This is a genomic window from Bordetella tumbae (genome assembly GCF_965139195.1).
Lineage (GTDB): Bacteria > Pseudomonadota > Gammaproteobacteria > Burkholderiales > Burkholderiaceae_B > Bordetella_A > Bordetella_A tumbae.
Genome location: NZ_CBCSJH010000031.1, coordinates 18730 through 39963, shown reverse-complemented (window position 1 = coordinate 39963; position 21234 = coordinate 18730). Strand labels below are relative to the sequence as shown.

Annotated in this window: 16 protein-coding genes and 1 tRNA gene; 14 read left to right on the top strand and 3 right to left on the bottom strand. The window is 58.0% G+C overall.

The annotated features are described in order from the left end of the window. Nucleotides 1–6: 6 nt before the first annotated feature. The 10 genes from hflK to ACNA0J_RS23225 all read left to right on the top strand — a co-directional run. Nucleotides 7–1188, top strand: a 1182-nt coding sequence (gene hflK / locus ACNA0J_RS23270) for an FtsH protease activity modulator HflK (RefSeq protein ID WP_415821244.1), incomplete at its 5' end; no start/stop codon positions are given. 19 nt (nucleotides 1189–1207) lie between these two features. Next, complete coding sequence (gene hflC / locus ACNA0J_RS23265) at nucleotides 1208–2095, top strand: protease modulator HflC (RefSeq protein WP_415821243.1); 888 nt, start codon at nucleotides 1208–1210, stop codon at nucleotides 2093–2095. Nucleotides 2096–2310: 215 nt separating this feature from the next. Continuing rightward, complete coding sequence (locus ACNA0J_RS23260; RefSeq protein WP_415821241.1) at nucleotides 2311–3468, top strand: ATP phosphoribosyltransferase regulatory subunit; 1158 nt, start codon at nucleotides 2311–2313, stop codon at nucleotides 3466–3468. A 78-nt stretch (nucleotides 3469–3546) separates the two neighbouring features. Then, nucleotides 3547–4842, top strand: a complete 1296-nt coding sequence (locus ACNA0J_RS23255; protein ID WP_415821240.1) for an adenylosuccinate synthase — start codon at nucleotides 3547–3549, stop codon at nucleotides 4840–4842. Nucleotides 4843–4985: 143 nt separating this feature from the next. Continuing rightward, on the top strand, nucleotides 4986–5531 hold the full coding sequence (locus tag ACNA0J_RS23250) for a phosphoribosyltransferase (RefSeq protein WP_415806506.1): 546 nt from the start codon (nucleotides 4986–4988) through the stop codon (nucleotides 5529–5531). Between the two features lie 325 nt (nucleotides 5532–5856). After that, the gene (gene rpsU / locus ACNA0J_RS23245; RefSeq protein WP_012417992.1) at nucleotides 5857–6069 is read left to right on the top strand and encodes a 30S ribosomal protein S21; all 213 of its coding nucleotides are present in this window, start codon (nucleotides 5857–5859) and stop codon (nucleotides 6067–6069) included. A 19-nt stretch (nucleotides 6070–6088) separates the two neighbouring features. Then, the gene (gene dnaG, locus ACNA0J_RS23240) at nucleotides 6089–8194 is read left to right on the top strand and encodes a DNA primase (protein WP_415821239.1); all 2106 of its coding nucleotides are present in this window, start codon (nucleotides 6089–6091) and stop codon (nucleotides 8192–8194) included. A 484-nt stretch (nucleotides 8195–8678) separates the two neighbouring features. Beyond that, nucleotides 8679–10937 (top strand): RNA polymerase sigma factor RpoD, encoded by a 2259-nt coding sequence (gene rpoD / locus ACNA0J_RS23235; protein ID WP_415821238.1) that lies wholly within the window; start codon nucleotides 8679–8681, stop codon nucleotides 10935–10937. Nucleotides 10938–10952: 15 nt separating this feature from the next. Then, nucleotides 10953–11031, top strand: a tRNA-Ile gene (locus tag ACNA0J_RS23230). 250 nt (nucleotides 11032–11281) lie between these two features. Beyond that, entirely contained in the window at nucleotides 11282–12502 is a 1221-nt protein-coding gene (locus ACNA0J_RS23225) for a CaiB/BaiF CoA transferase family protein (protein ID WP_415821237.1), read from the top strand. A gap of 10 nt (nucleotides 12503–12512) precedes the next feature. Here ACNA0J_RS23225 and gcvA read toward each other — a convergent pair whose 3' ends face one another. Further along, on the bottom strand, nucleotides 12513–13415 hold the full coding sequence (gene gcvA, locus ACNA0J_RS23220; protein WP_415821236.1) for a transcriptional regulator GcvA: 903 nt from the start codon (nucleotides 13413–13415) through the stop codon (nucleotides 12513–12515). Between the two features lie 146 nt (nucleotides 13416–13561). On the opposite strand from gcvA, the gene ACNA0J_RS23215 reads away from it, so the two are divergent. From ACNA0J_RS23215 to ACNA0J_RS23205, 3 genes are read left to right on the top strand one after another with little or no spacing between them, the layout of a single operon-like run. After that, on the top strand, nucleotides 13562–15226 hold the full coding sequence (locus tag ACNA0J_RS23215; protein WP_415821277.1) for an FAD-binding protein: 1665 nt from the start codon (nucleotides 13562–13564) through the stop codon (nucleotides 15224–15226). A 21-nt stretch (nucleotides 15227–15247) separates the two neighbouring features. Next, nucleotides 15248–16393, top strand: a complete 1146-nt coding sequence (locus ACNA0J_RS23210) for an acyl-CoA dehydrogenase family protein (protein ID WP_415821235.1) — start codon at nucleotides 15248–15250, stop codon at nucleotides 16391–16393. Between the two features lie 36 nt (nucleotides 16394–16429). Then, nucleotides 16430–17389 (top strand): Bug family tripartite tricarboxylate transporter substrate binding protein, encoded by a 960-nt coding sequence (locus ACNA0J_RS23205; RefSeq protein WP_415821234.1) that lies wholly within the window; start codon nucleotides 16430–16432, stop codon nucleotides 17387–17389. 122 nt (nucleotides 17390–17511) lie between these two features. Here ACNA0J_RS23205 and ACNA0J_RS23200 read toward each other — a convergent pair whose 3' ends face one another. Continuing rightward, on the bottom strand, nucleotides 17512–18411 hold the full coding sequence (locus ACNA0J_RS23200) for a LysR family transcriptional regulator (protein ID WP_415821233.1): 900 nt from the start codon (nucleotides 18409–18411) through the stop codon (nucleotides 17512–17514). A 109-nt stretch (nucleotides 18412–18520) separates the two neighbouring features. After that, nucleotides 18521–19309: a helix-turn-helix domain-containing protein gene (locus tag ACNA0J_RS23195; RefSeq protein ID WP_415821232.1), complete on the bottom strand. Its 789-nt coding sequence runs from the start codon at nucleotides 19307–19309 to the stop codon at nucleotides 18521–18523. 380 nt (nucleotides 19310–19689) lie between these two features. Here ACNA0J_RS23195 and ACNA0J_RS23190 point away from each other — a divergent pair, with 380 nt between their 5' ends. Beyond that, nucleotides 19690–21234 carry an EAL domain-containing protein gene (locus ACNA0J_RS23190; protein WP_415821231.1) on the top strand — a complete coding sequence of 515 codons (1545 nt, stop codon included), beginning with the start codon at nucleotides 19690–19692 and terminating at the stop codon, nucleotides 21232–21234.

Genomic DNA, 21234 nt, shown 5'->3' with positions numbered 1-21234 from the left:
GTCTGNCGCGACTTCAACAACCGGGTCGGGTCCTTGTTCGGCCGCAAAGGCGGCGGGGGCAATCGTCCCGGCGGGGGCCGCGGCGGCATCACCCCGCCGTCTCCACGGGGAGCCAAGGTCGGCCTGAGCATCGTCGCGGGGGTCGCGGTGCTGCTGTGGTTGGCCAGCGGCTTCTATATCGTCCAAGAAGGCCAGGTCGCCGTTGTCACCCAGTTCGGCAAGTACAAGAGCACGGCGCCCGCCGGGTTCCAGTGGCGCTTACCGTATCCCATTCAGAGCGCCGAGACGGTCAATATTTCCCAGCTTCGTACTTTTGAGGTGGGATTCCGCGGCGGTTCGCGCAACAAAGTGTTGCCCGAGGCCCTGATGCTGACCACTGACGAAAATATCGTCGACATGCAATTCGTGGTGCAGTATCGCCTGCGTGCCGATGGCGCGCCCGATTATCTGTTCAAAATGCGTGACCCGGACGACTCGGTGCGTCAGGCCTCCGAAACCGCGATGCGCGAGATCGTGGGCAAAAAGCCCATGGATTTCGTCCTGTACGAGGGGCGTACCGAGGTGGCTGTCGAGGTCCAGAACCTAATGCAGCAGATTCTCGATCGTTATCAGTCCGGTATCCAGATCAGCACCGTGGCCATCCAGAACGTACAGCCGCCCGAGCAGGTGCAGGCAGCGTTCGATGATGCGGTCAAGGCCGGCCAGGACCGCGAGCGTCAAATCAACGAAGGTCAGGCCTATGCCAACCAGGTGATTCCGCTGGCGGGTGGTCAGGCTTCTCGTATGCTCGAGCAGGCCGAGGGTTATCGTGCCAAGGTCATCGGCGATGCGCGTGGTGACGCCTCGCGCTTTACCAGCATTTTGGCCGAGTACCAAAAGGCGCCCAAGATCATGCGTGAACGCATGTATCTGGAAACCATGCAGCAGATCTTCTCGCGCGCCAGCAAGGTCATGGTCGATACCAAAAACGGCAACAACATGCTGTATTTGCCCATCGACAAGATCATCCAGCAAACGGCTCGCGACGCGTCGAGCCAACAGCAGCCGACTGCTTTGCCTGGCGCCAGCCAGCCCAGCGTTCCTCAGCCGCCGGCGCGCAGCACCGGCTCAGCAAGTTCGTCCGGCAATCCGGGTAGCAACACTGGCAGCGGCAACAACACGCTGTCTCGCGATCGTCTGACGCGCTAATCCGGAGGAGCCCAAGATCATGCAACGTTTAATGCCTATCCTGGTCGGCCTCGTATTGGTGCTGGCCGCCTTGTCCTCTTGCGTGTTTGTCGTGCGCGAGCGCGATTACGCTTTGGTGTTCTCACTCGGTGAGGTGCGTACCGTCATCAGCGAGCCGGGCCTTTATTTCAAGGCACCTCCGCCGTTCCAGAACGTCGTGACGCTCGACAAGCGCATCTTGACGATCGAGTCCGACGATGCCGAGCGTATCCAGACGTCTGAGAAGAAAAACCTGCTCATCGACTCGTACGTGAAATGGCGCATTGCCGATCCGCGTCTGTACTACGTGACGTTCGGCGGTAACGAGCGTGCCGCGCAAGAACGCCTGCAGGCTCAGATTCGCGATGCACTCAACGCTTCGGTCAACGTCCGTACCGTCAAAGAAGTCGTGTCGGCCGAGCGTGACAAAATCATGAGCGAGATCCTCACGACGGTGGCCAAGCGCGCCGAGCCGCTGGGTGTGCAAGTCGTCGACGTGCGACTGCGCCGTATCGAGTTCGCACCCGAAATCTCCGAATCCGTCTATCGCCGGATGGAGGCTGAGCGGACTCGCGTCGCCAACGAGCTGCGCTCCATCGGTGCTGCCGAAAGCGAAAAAATCCGCGCCGAGGCGGACCGTCAGCGCGAAGTCATCCTGGCTGAGGCCTATGCCAAATCCCAGACAGTCATGGGTGAGGGTGATGCCGAGGCTAGCGGCCTATACGCTGCCGCGTTTGGCAAAGACCCCGACTTCTATACTTTCTACAAGAGTCTAGAGGCCTATCGTCAGTCGTTCTCGAAATCGAGCGACCTGCTGGTGGTGGACCCCAGTTCGGAATACTTCCAGTTCATGAAGAGCTCCACGGGCAAGGCCGCTCCGGCGAACTGACCCGGCTGCTTTTCGGAAAATACGCGGTAACGGTAACAGGGCAAAAGGGAAACACGCAGGCTGCCATCAGGCGCCTGCACAAACCCTCAAACCATGTACAATACCGCGTAAGCTAGAAACAATCCTCAGGCGGCTGAGTGGGCTTACGCCCTCTCAGCCGCTTTTGTTTTGGGCGTCGTTCACGCATTTCTTCAAGAGTCTTCAGGTAAATACTCATGGGTAACTGGTTGCTGCCCGAAAGCCTTGCCGACGTACTTCCGGCCGAGGCTCGGCGCATCGAGGAACTACGTCGCGAACTGCTCGATCTTTACCGTAGCTACGGTTTCGAGCTGGTCGCGCCGCCCCTGGTCGAATACATCGATTCATTGCTCTCCGGTACCGGCAGCGATCTGGATCTGCGCACCTGCAAACTGGTCGATCAACTGTCTGGCCGTACCCTGGGGGTGCGGGCCGACATGACGCCCCAGGTGACGCGCATCGATGCGCATTTGCTCAATCGTGCGGCTGTGACCCGGCTCTGTTATTGCGGCAGCGTCCTGCATGCCCGGCCGGCGGACTTGCTGTCCAGCCGCGAGCTGCTGCAGATCGGCGCCGAAATCTACGGTCATGCCGGTTTTGAGGCGGATCTCGAAATCATTTCGCTCGTCCTGGATACCGTCGCGACGGCAGGTGTCCGTCAGCCGCGCCTGGACCTCTGTCATCCCGGCGTCGTCCGGGCTCTGCTGGAGGCCGACCCGGCAGCTACGGCTCGCGCTCAGGACATCGTCCTGCTGCTGCGCGAAAAAGACATCCCCGGACTGGCGGACTTGGCCCAACAGGCGAGCGGCATTCGGGCCGACACCATCGTTGCCTTGCAGCGGCTGGCGGGTTTGTACGGCGGTCCAGAGGTTATCGAACAGGCTCGGCGCGATTTGCCACTGTTGCCGGGCGTGGCGACGGCCCTCGATGCCTTGCAAAACATCATTGACGCCATCCCTGATGTGGCTTTAGGGGTGGATCTGGCTGATATCGGCGGCTATGGCTATCACTCGGGTGTCACCTTTGCGCTGTACGCAGAGGGGTGGCACGATGCATTGGTGAGTGGTGGCCGTTACGACGATGTGAGCCGTGCCTTTGGCCGGGCGCGCCCGGCGACAGGCTTTAGCCTGGACTTGCGCAAACTGGCGCGTGGCTTGCCTCCCGCAGATCGTGCGCGTGCTGTGCTCGCGCCTTGGGGGCAGGATTCCGCGCTAGTGGCGGCAGTGCGGCAACTACGCCGGTCCGGCGAGATTGTCGTACAAGTATTGCCCGGCCATGAGCAAAGCCAGGACGAATTCATCTGTGACCGTGAGCTGACGTTGCAAGACGGCGCTTGGGTGGTTCGAACGCTGTAAAACTGACTCCCTCTTGTCTGCAAGAGGGCCGCAGGGGGATTTCCGGATTTCCCGAGAAACTCGATATCGATTCGTACAATGAGCAAGAACGTAGTGGTTATCGGCACCCAATGGGGTGACGAAGGCAAAGGCAAAATCGTCGATTGGCTGGCGGAATCCGTCGCAGGCGTGGTGCGCTTCCAAGGCGGTCACAACGCCGGCCATACGCTGTGGATCAATGGCAAGAAAACCATCTTGCGCCTGATCCCTTCGGGCATCATGCATCCTGGTGTGACCTGCTTCATCGGCAACGGCGTAGTGCTGTCGCCTGAGGCGCTCCTCAAGGAAATCGAAGAGCTCGAAGCTGCCGGTCTGGATGTGCGCTCGCGCTTGCAGATCTCCGAAATCTGCCCGCTGATCCTGCCGTACCACATCGCTGTGGACCAGGCGCGCGAAGCCCGCAAAGGCGACGGCAAGATCGGGACCACCGGTCGTGGTATCGGCCCGGCCTACGAAGATAAGATCGCTCGCCGCGCGCTGCGTGTGCAGGATCTCTTCAATCCCTCGCTGTTCGACGAAAAACTCGCCGAGCTGCTGGATTACCACAACTTCGTGTTGACCAAATACCTCGGCGCCGAGGCCGTGTCGGCCGCGCAGGTGCGTGATCAAGCCATGGCTTTGGCTCCCGCTATCGCGCCCATGGTGAAAGACGTTTCCAGCAATTTGTATGCCTTGCAACAAGCCGGTCAGCGTCTGCTGTTCGAGGGCGCACAAGGCGCGCTGCTGGACGTGGATCATGGCACCTATCCGTTCGTGACCAGCAGCAACTGCCTGGCGGGCGCGGCCTCGGCCGGCGCTGGCGTGGGCCCGCAATCGCTCGACTACGTGCTGGGGATCACCAAGGCCTATACCACCCGCGTGGGTTCTGGCCCGTTCCCGACCGAACTGGTCGACGAAGTCGGCACGCGTCTGGCTACCATCGGCAAGGAATTCGGTTCGGTGACTGGCCGTCCCCGCCGTTGCGGCTGGTTTGACGGCGCAGCGCTGAAACGTTCGGTGCGTTTGAATGGCATCACCGGCCTGTGCATCACCAAGCTCGACGTGCTCGACGGCCTGGAAAAAATCCAATTGGGCGTCGGCTATCGCGTCAATGGCGAATTCCGTGACGTGCTGCCCTACGGTGCCCATGCAGTGGCCCAAGCCGAAGCCGTCCTCGAGGAACTGCCTGGCTGGACCGAGTCCACCGTCGGCATCACCGAATACGACAAGCTGCCGGCGGCAGCGCGCCGCTACCTGGAGCGCGTCTCCGAAGTCTGCGGTGTGCCGATCGACCTCGTGTCCACCGGTCCGGACCGTAACGAAACCATCGTGCTGCGTCACCCCCTCAAGGGTTGATACGCAGTCAATAAAGCGCGGCAGGCCTCTGAAGCATGCCGCGCAAATCCGATTTCAGGTCAGGCACCAGTCGGGTTATGATTCCAAGCCGCCGTCGGCTATCGTCGATCGCGGCTTTTTTGCATTCCTAGGAGACCTTTTCCATGAGCACACCTGTCGACGATGATAGCCACGTGTGGGTGACTTGGGAGAAATACAACCGTCTGATCGAACGCCTGACGTTGCAGGTGTATCAGTCTGGTTGGGAGTTCGACCTGATTCTATGCCTGGCGCGCGGCGGCGTGCGGGTGGGCGACGTGATGTCGCGTATTTTCGATGTGCCGCTGGGTATCCTGGCAACCAGCAGCTACCGCGAGGCTGCCGGCACCAAGCAAGGCGAGCTGGATATCGCCAAGTTCATCACCATCACGCGTGGCGCGCCGGCAGGGCGCGTGTTGCTGGTGGACGATATGGTGGATACGGGTCTGACGTTCAACCGGGTGCGCGAGCATCTGCAGGAGCAATTCCCGGCGATTACCGAATTGCGCAGCGCGGTATTATGGTGGAAGGGGCATTCCAAGGCGATTCCCGACTACTACGTGGACAAACTGCCCACCAATCCCTGGATTCACCAGCCCTTCGAGGACTACGACAGTTTGCGTCCGCATCAGCTCGAAGCCTGGATCCGCAAGGGGTCGACGTCCACCTGAGGCTCGATCGGGCAGGGCAGTTTCCCTGCTGGATCGCCCCGTGGCTATGGGTGAGTGTTGTATTGAGGTTTGGTGCGAGTAGTATCAAAATACTCAAACCGTGTTAGAATCTCGGGTTATCGCTAAACCCCATAGGGGGGTGCCAGGGTGCACGGGCGTGGTTTATTGCAGTTTTTTGCTTAGCGGGCTTTGTCACTAGAGGCTGCCGGGCTCAAAAAACGAGCCTGAATAGGGCAGAGACCTATCAACAAACCATGCCAGGCTTGCAGTCAGCGCGCCCTGTGTTTTCAACTTTTTTGTTACCCCAAGCAGGCCTACTACTTTTATGCCTATTGTCCGACTGAAGGAAAACGAGCCGTTCGAAGCCGCCCTGCGCCGCTTCAAGCGCACTATCGAAAAGACCGGTTTGCTCACCGAGCTGCGTTCGCGCGAGTTCTACGAGAAACCCACGGCTGAGCGCAAGCGTAAGCACGCCGCCGCGGTCAAGCGCCACTACAAGCGGATTCGTAGCCAGCAACTGCCTCCCCGCATGTATTGATTTTTGATTCCCGAATTTATTGATTCCAGAATCATTTATTCAAGACTTACTCGCCCGGGTCGATGTCGCAGACGTCGTCGGGCGATATGTGCAGTTGCGAAAGGGTGGGGCCAATTTACTTGGCCTGTGCCCTTTTCATAACGAAAAAAGCCCGTCGTTTACCGTCAGCCCGACCAAACAGTTCTACCATTGTTTCGGTTGCGGCGCCCACGGTACCGCCATCACCTTCCTGATGGAACACACGGGCTCGAGTTTCCCCGAGGCCGTGCGCACGCTCGCCGGCTCGGTGGGAATGACGGTCCCCGAAGAAGACCGCAGTCCTCGCCAACAAGCCGAATCTGCGCGCCGCAAGGCCGAAACCTCACGCCATACCCAGGTCCTTGATGCTGCCCAGGCGCATTATCTGCAGCAGTTGCGCGCGTCGCCTGCCGCTATCCAGTACCTGAAACAGCGCGGTTTGACCGGCGAGATCGCAGCGCATTTCGGGCTGGGCTGGTCAGGTACCGATCGTCATGGTTTGTCCAAGGTTTTCGAGCATTACGACGATCCGACGCTGGTCGAAGCCGGGCTCGTCATCGAGTCCGAGGATGGTCGCCGCTATGATCGCTTTCGCGAACGTGTGATGTTCCCCATCCGTAATGCGCGCGGCAGCCTGATCGGCTTTGGCGGGCGCATTATCGGCAAGGGCGAGCCCAAATACCTGAACTCACCCGAAACCCCGGTGTTTTCCAAGGGCCAGGAGCTCTATGGACTCTGGGAGGCGCGCCAGGCCATCCGCAAAGAAGGCCAGGTAATCGTCGTCGAAGGCTACATGGACGTGGTAGGCCTGGCTCAGCAAGGCATCGCCCACGCTGTCGCCACACTGGGCACGGCGACCACCCCCGATCATGTCAAAAAGCTCCTGCGGGCCAGCGACAAGGTCGTCTTCAGCTTCGATGGCGATGGTGCCGGCCGCCGGGCCGCCTGGCGAGCCTTGCAGGCGTGTTTGCCTGTCTTGCGGGATGACATATCGATTCGGTTTCTGTTTTTACCCACCGAACACGATCCGGATTCCTACGTTCGTGAGTTGGGCGCAGAGGCGTTTCGGACATGCCTCGGTGAGGCGACCGCGTTGTCGCGCTTTTTGCTCGAAGAGCTCGCCTCACGGCACAACCTGAGCGAAGCAGAAGGCCGCGCCAGTTGCCTGCACGAGGCCAAGCCCCTGTTGGCGGCCATTCCCGAGTGCGCCCTGCGCCTGCAAATCGAGCGCGAAATGGCGCGCCAGGTGCAATTGACGCCGGAGGAAATGGCTCAAATCCTCGCTCAGGCGCCCGCACGCCCATTTGTGCCGCCAGGCACGGGCAAACCTGCTGCAAGCAAGCCGGCCGGCTCAACCTCCGCCGCGCCATCATCCTCAGCGGGCTCGTCAGCTGCCTCGTCCCCGTCCGCCGGGACCGACGGTTACGACCCTTTTGATGTGCCCCCTCCGGATTTCGACTACGAGCCTGTCGGTTATGGCTACGATGACCAGCCGCCTGCTGATATGGCCTTTGATGCGCCGGCTCCAGATACGGGTTGGCGGGACCAGGGCGGCTCAAAGGGAAACTGGCAGGGCAAGAAGGGTAACTGGCAGGGCGGCAAAAAGGGCGACTGGAAGGGCGGTAAAGGCGACTGGAAAGGCAAGCGTGACGATGGCGTCGGTGGTTACGAAGGGCGCCGCACCATGCCGTCCATGGCCAAACGTCTGCTGGCGTTGTTGCTGGCTCACCCTGAATTAGTCGATACGATGGGTGACCAGCAGCTTGAAGTCCTGGACAAGGGACCCCATCTAGGATTGGTCAGAGACTTGATCATGCTGGCCCAAACCAGCGGTGCGCGCCACGTGGGTGCGCTGCTGCAGGCTGCCGACCCGGATTCCGACTTGGCCACGGTATTGAAAAGCATGCGTGCCGATCTGCTTGCCCAGGAAGACCTGCCCGAGCCCCAAACCGAATGGGACGACGCGCTGCGGCGCATCGAATTCGACGCGGCGCGTGCAGAAATGGCCAAATTGGCCGAGGCGGGCTTGAGCAGCGCAGACGCCCTGCAGCGTTACCAGGAACTGTCCGCGCGATTAGTGGTCTTAAAACATAGTGGTATCCGTTAATTACGGTACAATTAAAGGTTTTCCAGCGGTATGTCGTGATCAGCTGCGACGCCCTATAGGGGTGGACGTGTTGATTACGTTTATTTTGCCGCCGGAGTTGTTACAATTAAAGGTGGCAAGTACGCAAGTCCGGCCAGGGTTTGGCCAGCGGTGTTGAACAGATGGGGCTGTGTCTATTGCAGCAGCGTGGGGCGAAAGATCCCCTCAGACTGCCAGCCTGTCGCAGGCAAGACAGCCCATCACAATGCCCGGAAACCCGGCCGGAACGAGTTCGCGATACGAGATGCTCCTGGGCCAATTGGCCAGAGAGGAGTATCTGTGGGGTCCGATGAGCGGCCCGCGTTACAGACAATGTAACGCACGCGATTTCAGCGCGCTTGCCTGTTTTACCCGCATCGACCGGATCGCGGCGCTTTGGCGCGTGCGGCCGGTTCTTGCGGTGCAATAGCCCCAATCACGGGTTGCGACGACCACGGAAGCGACTATGACCAGAACATCAGGCAAAACCTCCCCTGCAAATGATGCGACCGACACGCCGGTCAAGACGGCCAAGCGTGCTGTCAGCATGGCAGCGGAAAAAGCGCCTGCCAAAGCGGCAGTGAAGGTCTCTAAAACAGCAACGAAAACCGCTGCCAAAAAGGCAGCAAAGCCCGCAACCGGAGAGAAAGCGGTCAAGGCAACGCGCACGAAAAAAGCCGAGGACAAGCTGGCTGATCTGGTGGGCGGCGGTGCACGCCCATCCAGCGGCCGTCGTCCTGGGCGTCCTGCGAAGAACGCGAATAACGACAACGACGGCTTCGACGATTCGATGGATGGCGAAGGCGAGGTCCTGCCCGATCTCAAGCCGCCCAAGCGCGGCGGCAAGCGTGGCAAGGCCGATCCCAAAGACCTCATCGCTCGCGGCCCCGTTTCGCCCGAGGAATACGAAGCCCGTCGCAATCGCCTCAAACAGCTGATCAAGCTGGGCAAGGATCGCGGCTACCTGACCTATGGCGAAATCAACGATCATCTGCCTGACGATCTGGTTGACGCCGAAGCCATCGACGGCATTATCAGCACGTTCAGCGACATGGGGATCGCGGTCTACGACCAGGCCCCCGATGCCGAAACGCTGCTCATGAGCGAAAATGCGCCGGTTGCGTCCAACGACGACGATGTCGAGGACGAAGCCGAAGCCGCGTTGACCACGGTGGACTCCGATTTTGGCCGTACGACGGATCCAGTGCGTATGTACATGCGCGAAATGGGTTCGGTCGAGCTGCTGACGCGCGAAGGCGAAATCGAAATTGCCAAGCGTATCGAAGACGGTCTGAAACACATGGTGATGGCGATCTCGGCCTGCCCGACCACCATCAACGAAATCCTCAACCACGTCTCGCGTGTGCGCGACGGACAAGCGCAGATCGACGAAGTCGTCGATGGCCTGGTCGACCCCGAAGACGGCGAAGAATACGCCGGCGCCGGTGTGACGGCAGAGGAAGACGAGAACGATGACGGCCCCGCCGGCGGTATGTCGAGCAAGCAGCTCGAAGACCTGCGCGTCAAGGCCTTGGCCAAGTTCGACGAGATTGCCAAGCAGTTCGCTACGATGCGTCAGTCGTACGAACAGGACGGCTACAAGTCCGACATCTACGTCAACTCCCAAGAAGCCATCTTGAACGAGATGATGGGCATCCGCTTTACCGCCAAAATGGTGGAAAAGCTGGCCGATACGCTGCGTGCGCAAGTCGAGGAGGTTCGCCAACTCGAACGCGCCGTGCTGCACACCTGCGTGGATCGCGCAGGCATGCCGCGCAGCCACTTCATCAAAGTATTCCCGGGTCACGAAACCAACCTGGAATGGGTGTTGACCGAAGTCGCCGCAGGCCATCCGTATTCCGAGACGCTCGAGCGCCAAGTCCCCGCTGTCCAAGAACTGCAGCAAAAACTGATCGACCTGCAAACGCGCGTCGTCCTGCCGCTCAAGGACCTCAAAGACGTCAACAAGCGCATGGCCACCGGCGAAGCCAAGGCTCGCAAGGCCAAGCGTGAAATGACCGAGGCCAACTTGCGTCTGGTGATCTCGATCGCCAAGAAATACACCAACCGTGGCCTGCAGTTCCTGGATCTGATCCAGGAGGGCAACATCGGTTTGATGAAGGCCGTGGACAAGTTCGAATACCGTCGTGGCTACAAGTTCTCCACGTACGCAACGTGGTGGATCCGTCAGGCCATTACGCGTTCGATCGCCGACCAGGCACGTACCATCCGGATTCCGGTTCACATGATCGAAACGATCAACAAGATGAACCGCATCAGCCGTCAGATTCTGCAGGAAACGGGTGGCGAGCCCGATCCCGCGACGCTGGCACAAAAGATGGACATGCCCGAGGACAAGATCCGCAAGATCCTCAAGATCGCCAAAGAACCGATCTCCATGGAAACGCCGATCGGTGACGATGATGATTCGCACCTGGGTGATTTCATCGAGGACACGGCTACGTTAGCGCCGTCCGATGCTGCCTTGCATGGTTCGATGCGCGATGTCGTCAAAGAAGTGTTAGACTCTCTGACCCCGCGTGAAGCCAAAGTTTTGCGTATGCGTTTCGGTATCGAAATGAGCACCGACCAAACCTTGGAAGAAGTGGGCAAGCAATTCGACGTTACGCGTGAGCGCATTAGACAAATAGAGGCTAAAGCGCTGCGCAAGCTGCGCCACCCCAGTCGGGCCGACAAGCTCAAGAGCTTCCTCGAAGGGCAATAAGCAGTCAGTTTTAAAGGCCCTCTAGCTCATGCCTGGTTAGAGCAGCGGACTCATAATCCGTTGGTGCTCGGTTCGACTCCGAGGGGGGCTACCAAGTAAATATGCGGGTTTCCGGCTGGTTCGGAAACCCGCATTTTTTTGCAATGCAGGCTTTTCCGCACAAGGTCCATTCCGCGTGGGTGGGGTTTCGCATCCACATCGATCCAGGGCGTTGCGTGGAGCAAAAGTCATGCATATTCCTCATGACTATGTGAGTACGCATCGTTTTTCAGTTGAGCAACGCATGCCGATAATTTCCAGGTATCTGAACCACTGTCGGTTTGGGAGCCCTGGAGACACATGTCATGACGCAGCAAGCCCCTGTAAATACAGCCCTTAAACCGCTGACCGGAATACGCATCGTTGATTTCACGCGGGTGCTGGCGGGCCCCTATTGCGCAATGCTGCTCGCTGATCTGGGGGCTGAAGTCGTCAAAATCGAGATCCCTGGCACGGGAGATCCGTTACGCGTACAAGGGCCGCCATATCATGCAGGCATAGGCGTCACATTCCTGGCGACAAACCGCAACAAGCGGTCGGTGACAGTAGACATGCAAACGCACGAAGGTAAGGAGCTGGCTTATCAGTTATGCATGCATGCGGACGTCGTGCTGGAAAATTTCCGGCCTGACGTGATGCCGAGATTGGGCTTGAGTTACGAACGATTATCCGCGCAGCGGCCTGAGCTGATCTACGCGTCGATATCGGGCCTGGGGGCGGACGGGCCGGATCATTTGCAAGGGGCTTTTGATCTGACGATACAGGCGTTGGGGGGGTATATGAGTATCACCGGCGAACGGGACGGTGCGCCAGTGAAGTTGGGGACCTCCGCCTTTGATATCGTGGCCGGCATGAATTGCTATGCAGCCGTGCTTGCCGCGTTGCTTCAGCGCAAGGAAACCGGGCTGGGTCAGAAAGTCGAAACCAGCCTGCTGGAAGGCGAGGTTGCCTTCCTGGCGAATGTGGCGCTGGAATATCAATTGACTGACAAAGTCCCCGGAAAATGGGGATCGGAGCACTCACAATTGGTGCCGTATAAAGCGTTTCAGGCCAATGATGGTTGGCTGGTCGTGGCGGCAGGTTATCAGAATCAATTTGCCGCCTTTTTGGGGGTGCTGGGACGAGAGGATCTGTTGGTCGACAAGCGCTACGCGAGCGAAGCCGATCGAGTCGTGAACAGGGATGCGTTATACGCCACACTGGATGATGAGGTCGCGAAACATTCAGTCGAGGGTTTGTTGGGGCAGTTGGAGGCGGCCAAGGTGCCGTGCGCACCGGTCAATGATCTTTCGCAGGTATTCACCCATCGCCAGGTGAGACATCGACAGATGCTCTGTGAGGTCGAGCATCCCGGCTATGGCAAGCTGCCGCAGGTGGGGTCGGCCGCGAAGTTTTCGGCCTTTGATGTGGCTGCACAGTGGACTGCGCCTCCTACGCTAGGCGAGCACACTAGCGAAGTGCTGAGTGAGTGGCTGGGTCTGGACAATGGCCGTATCGCGGCGCTGCGTGAGGTTGGAGCGATCTGATGAGATTACGCTAGCCAGCCCGCTCGGAGGCGGCTTCTTCGAGCAGCCAGTGACGCAAAAGTTCCAATCTCGTGTCGGAACGTTTGGCCGGCGGATAAACAAGACAGTATGCGTCTTGGCCCTCGAATGGCGACTCGAATGGTATGACGAGCCTGCGGGCTGCTATGTCTTCTTTGACGAGCAGGCGTGGCAGCAGCGCGACACCCAGGCCCGCTACGGCCGCCTGCATGATCATATAGAAGTGCTCAAAGCGGGGACCGGCCCACGCGTTGACGGTACTGCCGCCCTTGGCGACCAGCCAATCGCTCCACCAATTTGGCCGGTGTATTTGCTGCAGCAGTGTATGCGCAGCAAGATCCGTCGGACGTTTCAGGCGAGGCTGCGAGCTGCGGTAGTCGGGCGAGCACACGAGGACCAGATCTTCTCCGACGAGGCGATCTGACATCACGCCAGGCCAGTCGCGACGTCCAAAGTAAATCGCGGCGTCTATTTTCTCTGCTTCAAAGTCAAAGGGTTTTGCTCGGGTTGCCAGGCTGACGAGCACTTGCGGATGCGCTGCGCTGAAACGGTCCAGCCGAGGAATCAGCCATTTGACGCAAAACGCAGGCGGTGTGGCGAGGGTCAGGATACCGCCGGCGCCGCGGTTTGCGAGCAGATTGATCGTCGCGGTTTGCATTTGCTCGAGTGCAGAGCGGATCTCTCCGACATAGGAACGGCCAGCCTGGGTCAGTTCCAGCCGCTGTTTGACGCGCTCAAAGAGCAAAACACCGAGATAGTCTTCCATGACGCGTATCTGTCGGCTCACCGCGCTTTGCGTCAGGTTGAGTTCGACTGCCGCTTTGGTGAAGCTGAGATGACGGGCCGCGGCCTCGAAGGTCCGCAGCGCAGCGAGAGAAGGAAGTTGCCAGCCCATAATGCACGCAGGTTATACCAAAAGCTCATGATGTGACAAGCACACATCGCTTGTTATACCTATACCAAGCGGCTCAGAATAAGTCGTGCTCACTTTCATCACGACAAAATTGCATGACTAAAACGGCTTTTTCCGATCTACCTGACATGAGCGATATACGGGGCCCGGCGGCATCTCTCGCCAGCCGAGTCACGGAGATGCGAACGGATGTGTTGGTCCTAGGCGGTGGCATGGCCGCATATCGTGCTGCAATCGCCGCGCGTAATGAGGGTGTCGAAGTGGTGCTGGCCTATCGCGGACGAGGCGCTTCACCCTATGTGATTGGCTTTAATGCCCCATTGGGACACTGCGATGACCGGGACAGTCCAGACGTCTATTTCGACGATATGGTGCGTGGTGGTTATGGTCTGAATGACAGGCGGTTGGTGAGGCGATTGGCGCACGGCGCTGCGGATGCTTATCGCGAATTGCAGGCGCTGGGCGTGCCATTTGCCATGCAAGCAGAACGGGAGCGTGCATTGCAGCGCCATCTGTCCGGAAACTCCTATGCGCGCTCTGTATACGTGCCTGATGGAACGGGGCGTGCGGTCATCGATACCTTGATTCGGCATGCTCGAACGCTAGGGGTAGTCGAACGAGGCGGTGAGAAGGTCATCGGGTTGTTGCATGGAGAGGCGGGCGTACAGGGCGCACTGTTATGGAAGCCGCACACCGAGCAGCTGACACTGGTTCGTGCGCGCACCGTGGTCGTCGCCATGGGAGGCCTGGGACAACTCTACGCAGATAGCACTTATCCCGTAGATGTCGCCGGCGATGCTTGTGCGATGGCCTATGAGGCGGGAGCGACGCTGATCGATATGGAGTTCATGCAGTTCGAACCTGTGGTAACGATATGGCCGTCACAATGCCGCGGCATGGAGATGCCAACCGCAATGCTGGGCGACGGGGCACAGCTACGGAACGCGGCGGGTGAACGATTCATGCTCCGGTATAACCCGCCACATGCCGAGCGCCAGATCGAGAAGGCGCGTATGGCTCTATATATCCAACAGGAAATCGACGAGGGTCGGGGGTTGCCTGAGGGCGGCGTGTGGTTCGATGCCACGTCGTTGGATGCCGATACACGGGAAAGCTATGTTTCTCATTGTTCGCGATTGCGTGCGGCAGGCGTAGATCCCGCAAACCAGGCTGTGATCGTCGCACCCGCAGCGCATAGCGCGATGGGCGGCATACTCGTCGACGATTGTGGATGGACTGGCGTAACGGCTCTCTATGCCGCGGGTGAAGCTTGCGGCGGCGTACATGGCGCCAGCCGTATCGCGGGGAATGGTTGCAGTGACACGCTGGTCTTTGGCGCAGTAGCGGGAAGGCATGCGGCGCGCGCGGCGCGAGCGTTGGAGTGTGCCAGTGAAGCGCCGATTGATATCTCGCTACGTGCATTGAGCCGCTGGTGGGGAGAGGAGCAGGGCGACCCTGTCCCACTGAAGCACCGTATTCAGCAGGCGGTAGCCGCTCATGCCGGAATCTGGCGCTGCGCTACGGGGCTGAATCAAGGTTTAACAACGTTGGAGCAGCTCGACGTCGAGCTGCAAAGCATGCGTGCCAGAACCTTGGCAGGAGCGGTAGCGTTGCTGGAGACAGAGCGCATGACCCGCTGCGCCGTCATGGTCTTGGCAGCGGCGTTGCAACGTACGGAAAGCCGTGGTGCACATCAGCGTACAGATTTTCCTCAAAGCGATACGCGGTGGTTGACGCATCTTTCATTCGACCGAGATGGGCAATTTTCCCCGCGCGAAATTCCGATTCATTGACATTCATTGGCTGGAGACATTGTGGACTTTGAACCTACTGAAGAACAACGGATGGCGCTCGATGGCTGGCGCCGTTTTGTTGAAAATGAAATTGCACCTATGGTTTTGCCATTTCGCGATCATGCGTTTTCGCCGGACGTCGCGCATCAGTTGCTGTCGATGATGGCGCCTTATGGTGTGGGATCGGGTTGGGTTCCCGAGGAGGGCGGTGGTACGGGCTATGACTTTCTGACCAGCGGCTTGCTATTCGAGGAGCTGGCCCGTGTGTCGCCGGATGCCGCCGGGCTTGCATGGGTGGCCGAAGGGGCTGCGCTGAAGCTCTACACGAATGGCTCCGCCGCGTTACGTGACCGTTATCTGCCGGGAATGCTGAGTGGCGAGATCATCGGCTGTTCGGCGATCAGTGAGCCGGGTATTGGATCGAGCGTGCGCGAAATGCGGACCCGTGCAACGCGAGACGGCAACTATTTCCGTATTTCTGGCGAGAAAATGTGGACCTCCAATGCCTCTGTCGCGGACATCGCGATCGTCGTCGCACGTACCGGGGAGCAAGAATTCTCCATGTTTTTGGTTGATCGTCGTGAACACGGATTCGAAACCCGGGAAATAGAAAAGCTGGGCCTGAATGGTTGGTCCATGGGGCAGATGGTGTTCGATGATGTCGTGGTCCCCGCCGAGAATCTATTGGGAACGTTAGGAGCGGGATTGCGGGAAACCATGAAAGGCTTCGATCGTTCACGTTGTTTCGTGTCCACTCTGGCTTTGGGCATCGCGCAAGCATCTTTGGACAACGCGGTGTCTTACGCTGGTGAGCGGACTCAGTTCGGAAAACCTATCGCGGGACATCAGCTCGTACAGGGATTGCTGGCCGAGATGGTGAGCGAGCTCGACGCGTCTCGTTTGCTCGTGTACCGCGCGCTGTCGATGATGTCGCAGGGAAAACGCTGCGAAATGGAAGCGGCCATTGCCAAGTCATTCACCACAGAAGCCGCACAGCGTATTACATCCAAGGCCATACAGGTGCATGGCGCATTTGGTTTGACGCGTGAGTTTCCCGTCGAGCGTCATTTCCGAAACGCACGCATGCTCACGATCCCTGATGGGACCACTCAGATCAATCAGTTGATTATTGGCCGAAAGCTGACTGGCATGGATGCTTTTCACTAGCCATTGATAAATAACGTACTGGAGGAGTCGATAACTATGAAAAAAGCTTTGATCATGGGCGCATTAGGCGTTCTCATGAGTTCCCCTGTCCTGGCTGCATCATGGCCGACCGAAAAGCCCATCCGCATTGTGCATGGCTTTTCGGCCGCAGCAGCGACCCAGATGCTGGCTCAGGAAATAGCAGAGCAACTGCATGCGAAGACTGGAGCGACGGTGTATGTGGAGCCGCGGCCCGGTGCGGGAGGTAACATCGGCGCCGATGTCGTAGCAAAATCGGCTCCGGATGGCTACACGTTGTATGTCGCCACCTCGGCGACGCAAGCGATCAATCCATTGATCTACAGGAAGCTGCCTTTCGATACGCAAAAGGACTTTGCTCCGATTTCTATATTGGGCGACGTGCCGAATGTGCTGATCGTGAACAAGAATCTGCCAGTCAACACACTCGCCGATTTCGTAGCACTGGCGAAGTCCCAACCCGGTAAACTGCATTATGGATCCAGCGGAAACGGGACCTCTATGCATCTCGCGGCAGAGCAGTTCAAGATGACCGCGGATGTTGATATTCAGCACGTTCCGTATCGGTCTTCCGGTACCGCTGTCACGGACCTCATGGGAGGACAGATCGATGCGATGTTCCATCAGGTGCCGGCCGTGATCGGCATGATACAGAGTCAGAACCTGAAGGCGTTGGCGGTGACGACGCGTGAGCGTGTGGCGGCACTGCCAGATGTGCCCACTGTTGCCGAAACTTATCCGGGTTTTGAATCGATGACCTGGTACGGCTTGTTCGCCCCGGCGGGGACGCCGGAGGCGGTCGTGCAGCAGGTCAATCAAGTCGTCACGACAGCGTTAAAAGGCGACCTGGGAAAAAAGCTGCTGGCCATTGGCATTACGCCGCGTCCGTCATCTCCGGAACAAACTGCCGCGGCTGTCTCGAGCGACTCCGCGCATTGGAAGGTGGTGGTGGATCGTGTGGGCGTGCATCTGGATTGAGGCGCAGTTTGCTCTATTTGGCGCATTGGCCGTGTTGTGCCTTGCCTGCAGGGCCTCGGGGAGCATGATACTGTCACCCTCGAGGTCCTATTCGTTTCTTTGGAGCGATAGCGCCCGCGGCACTAGCTATCGCATCCCCGGATTGCATCCTTGATCGCTTCCAGTGCGCTCCTGATCTTCAGCGAATTCTTCAGGCGTTCTTGCAGCATGATAAATACCGGCACCGATTTTTCGGTTCGGTAGCCAGGGAAAATCCTGACCAGCGTTTTCTCGGCAGTGGCAGACAGGCTCATCACATTCGGCAATAGGCCGATACCTTGTCCTTCCTTTATCATTTGAAAGATCGCGCCCCAGTGGTTGATCGCCATCACTTCGTTGATCATGACTTCTGCTTTACCGCCCTGGTCATTGACGAGCGAGAGCTTCTCTCCAGAAGAAAATCCGGGTTGATTGATAAAGGGATGTTTTTCCAGATCGGAGATTTGATGTATGCCATTATTTTTCTCAAGGTATTCTTTCGAGCAAAATAACAGGCCGTGAATCGTCCCGACGTCAAATGCCATCAACCTTTCATTTTTGGTCGGCCCCACCCGAATCATTAAGTCGACATCGTCGCCCATTGATTCCGATTGCACGTCGTAGAACCTCAGTTCAACTCTGACTTCGGGAAAAATGCTGCGAATTTTCAGCAGGGCAGACGACATGATGTAGTCGTCAAAACAAATCGGCACAGCGATACACAACGTCCCCGACGGACTGGTGTCTAAAGACTTGATCGCATGCAAACCCCCATCGACACTTTCGATGGTGTTTATGCTTAGTTCATAGAATTTTCTGCCGGCCTCGGTGCAAGACAGCGACCGTGCGCTGCGGGTCAGGAGCTGGATGCCAAGATGGTCCTCCAGCCGAGCCAAACGCTCGCTGATAGCAGGTTGGCCCACGTTCAGTTCGCGCGCAGCGCCAGAAAGCGTCCCGCACTCTACGACGCGAATATATATTCGCATTGCTGCCAACATGTCCATAGAAATAGGTCACATTTCTGTATGTAATAGTTGACACTATAACCATCTATCTCGGAACGCGCTTCAAGGCTTCAGGAATGAACAGGGGCAGCACGCACCCGCTAAATCGTTATTTTTGAATGAGTTCTCCGAAGAACATATACCCCTGTTGTCGTACGTTCATCAGCGGCAGTTTGCTTCCATTCAGAATGGCTTTCTTTTTCAAGCGGCTGATTGCGACAGTCAGGGTACGCATGGCGGACTGACCGGCAGCTGCAGGTTCCTCACCATCTGTCTGGTCATGATCGAATTGCTCGATCGACGACAAATCGACGGGCGTGTCGGGGTGTAGATATAACTCAATAAAGATCCGGCGCTCGTGTTTGGAGAGTTCCAGCTTGCTGCCCGCAGGGGTTTGCAGGATCCAGGAGTCGTGACAAAGCGCCCAGGTTTCTCTTGTATTTGCGTCTGGCGCACTCGCGTTGCTGCGGGTTAGCTTGATCGACCGCGCGGCTTCGGGTCTGGGGCATGGGGCGAATGGGGAGTGCGCCGAGAGCGCAACCGGATGCTTACGGAAAAACGTATGCAGATTTGCTGCGAGTTCTATGGCGCCAAAGTCACTGTTAAGACAGGCATCGGCGCCTGCAAGTAACGCCTGGCTCTTATGGGCTTCGTCGTTGAAGGCACCGATGGCTAAGACAAAATGATGAGGGGACTCGCTGCGGAATTTAGGCAGCCTCATGAAAAGCGCGTCGTCCCTGACATCGACAATATAGACGCCTAGACTGGGTATCTGCGTCGCTGTCGATGCCACTGGGTGGCTACTCTCGATCTGGACGGACGAGTAGCCAAATTGACCAAGATACTCTTTAGTGCGATGCGCCAGAGAAGCATCATCTATAGACAGATATACGGGCATGGTATTTTCTTGCGGCAATCAGGAACGATGCTGACGCTCAGGAGCCCGCATGTAGGGGTTCTCGGCGCCTCAGGTTTTAAACATTTCGTTCAATCCTACGGAATCGTGACGCCCAAAGAAAGTCATCTGTCCCGATAATAAGTATCGGTTCTGCAAGGTTGATCTCGGTGTTGAAGTTAGATAGGTCACTGTTCCTCGCACAAACATCTCTACCGCGTGATGTAATTCCATGCAAAGAATTGCCACGTCGCGCCTGAGATCGACGCCCCTGCCGTAGGTAGAACATACTGCTATCTCAGCCGCGCCTGTAGTGCTATAACATTGGCTCTCTCCAGTGAGAAGGGCTATTTATTATGGGAGTGGCTCGTTCGAGATCGCTCGTGGTATTGCTTGTTATTGCTAGTCTTTGTATCCCCATCGTTGGCGTTGTCCTGATCTCCTGGAACCTGGCTCTCCATTCCTATCAGCGTCAATTGACTTACTTGAGCGAGAGCATGCTCTCTCGTACGCAGGCGACGCTCGACGAGGCCAAGGCAGCTCTTGATGAAATAAAGCGCTATGCCAGCATCCCGTGTTCGGAGGAACATATCACTGAGATGCGACGCCTGGTCGCGAATAATCGGTCTATTGTGGGGATGGGTTATCGCGGCGAGAATGGTCTACTGAAGTGCAGTGATTACGGCCCGCCGAAGGTCGCCATGCCTCGCAGCGAGGCGATACCCTATGTGATGGACAACGGCTTGCATATGATTCCCCGCCTGGCGACGCAGATGGCGGGTAGTGAGCCGCGTGTTCTGCTCTATGTCGGCAGCAATGAGGTGCTCGTAGACCCTCGTAATCTCACGGACATCGTGAGCACTGAGGACGAGCAGCTGGCCGTGACGCTGGATCAAGCCGGTTTGGTCATCGAAAAAAACCATCCAGATCGAGAGTTGGTGCGTCTCTTGCAGAGAAAGCCGGCGCCGGGCTCACAAGACTCGCATGTCTATTCTGTCGCCAAAGAAGGACCATGGACCGCCATCGCCATGAGCCCTATCCGAGTGGTTCATACGGAGTTTCGCAAGCTGCTCTTCGTCATGCTGCCGATTGCGCTCGTGATATCTGTCCTCTTTATCTTTTTGGGACTGGGCGTGATCAGAAAGCGCGCCTCGATTGAAGGCAGGCTAGCCACCGCGGTCAAGGAGCATGCGTTCACGGTTCATTATCAACCGATAATCGACATCCGTACCGGCGCGTGTGTCGGGGCAGAGGCGCTGGCGCGATGGCCGCAGCCGAATGGCGAGTACATTGCGCCAGATATCTTTATTCCCCAGGCGGAAAAGAACGCGCTCATCTTTTCGATCACGGATCAGGTCATCGAGACGGTGGTCCGCGATATGGCGGAGGCGCTGCGTGCAGAAAAGGATTTGCATATCTCCATTAACGTCAGCGCCGCGGACATGTCATCAGGTCGGGTGTTGAGCGTATTGCGACGGCTGTTGGCTGAGGCCAGCATTCCCAGTGAACAAATTTGGCTCGAGGCAACAGAACGCGGTTTGATGGATGTCGAATCGGCACGCCAGTCTATCCAGCGCGCACATACGGCCGGTCATTCTGTTGCGCTGGACGACTTTGGGACGGGGTACTCGAGTCTCACCTACCTGGAGGCTCTACCGATTGACATGATAAAAATTGACAGATCCTTCGTCGCCACGATCGGCCAGGTGACAGCAAAGAGCCCCGTCTTGCCTCATATCATCGATATGGCTAAAACGCTGAATCTGCGGTGTATTGCAGAAGGCGTGGAAACTGAGGTTCAACTTGAGTATCTGACCGGCAAGGGAATCGAGTTTGCCCAGGGATGGTATTTCTCGAAACCGTTGCCTGCCGCGGAGTTCATCGCATTCCTGGCGCAACCCCGTGCCGATGCCCGGCGCGCCTACTGA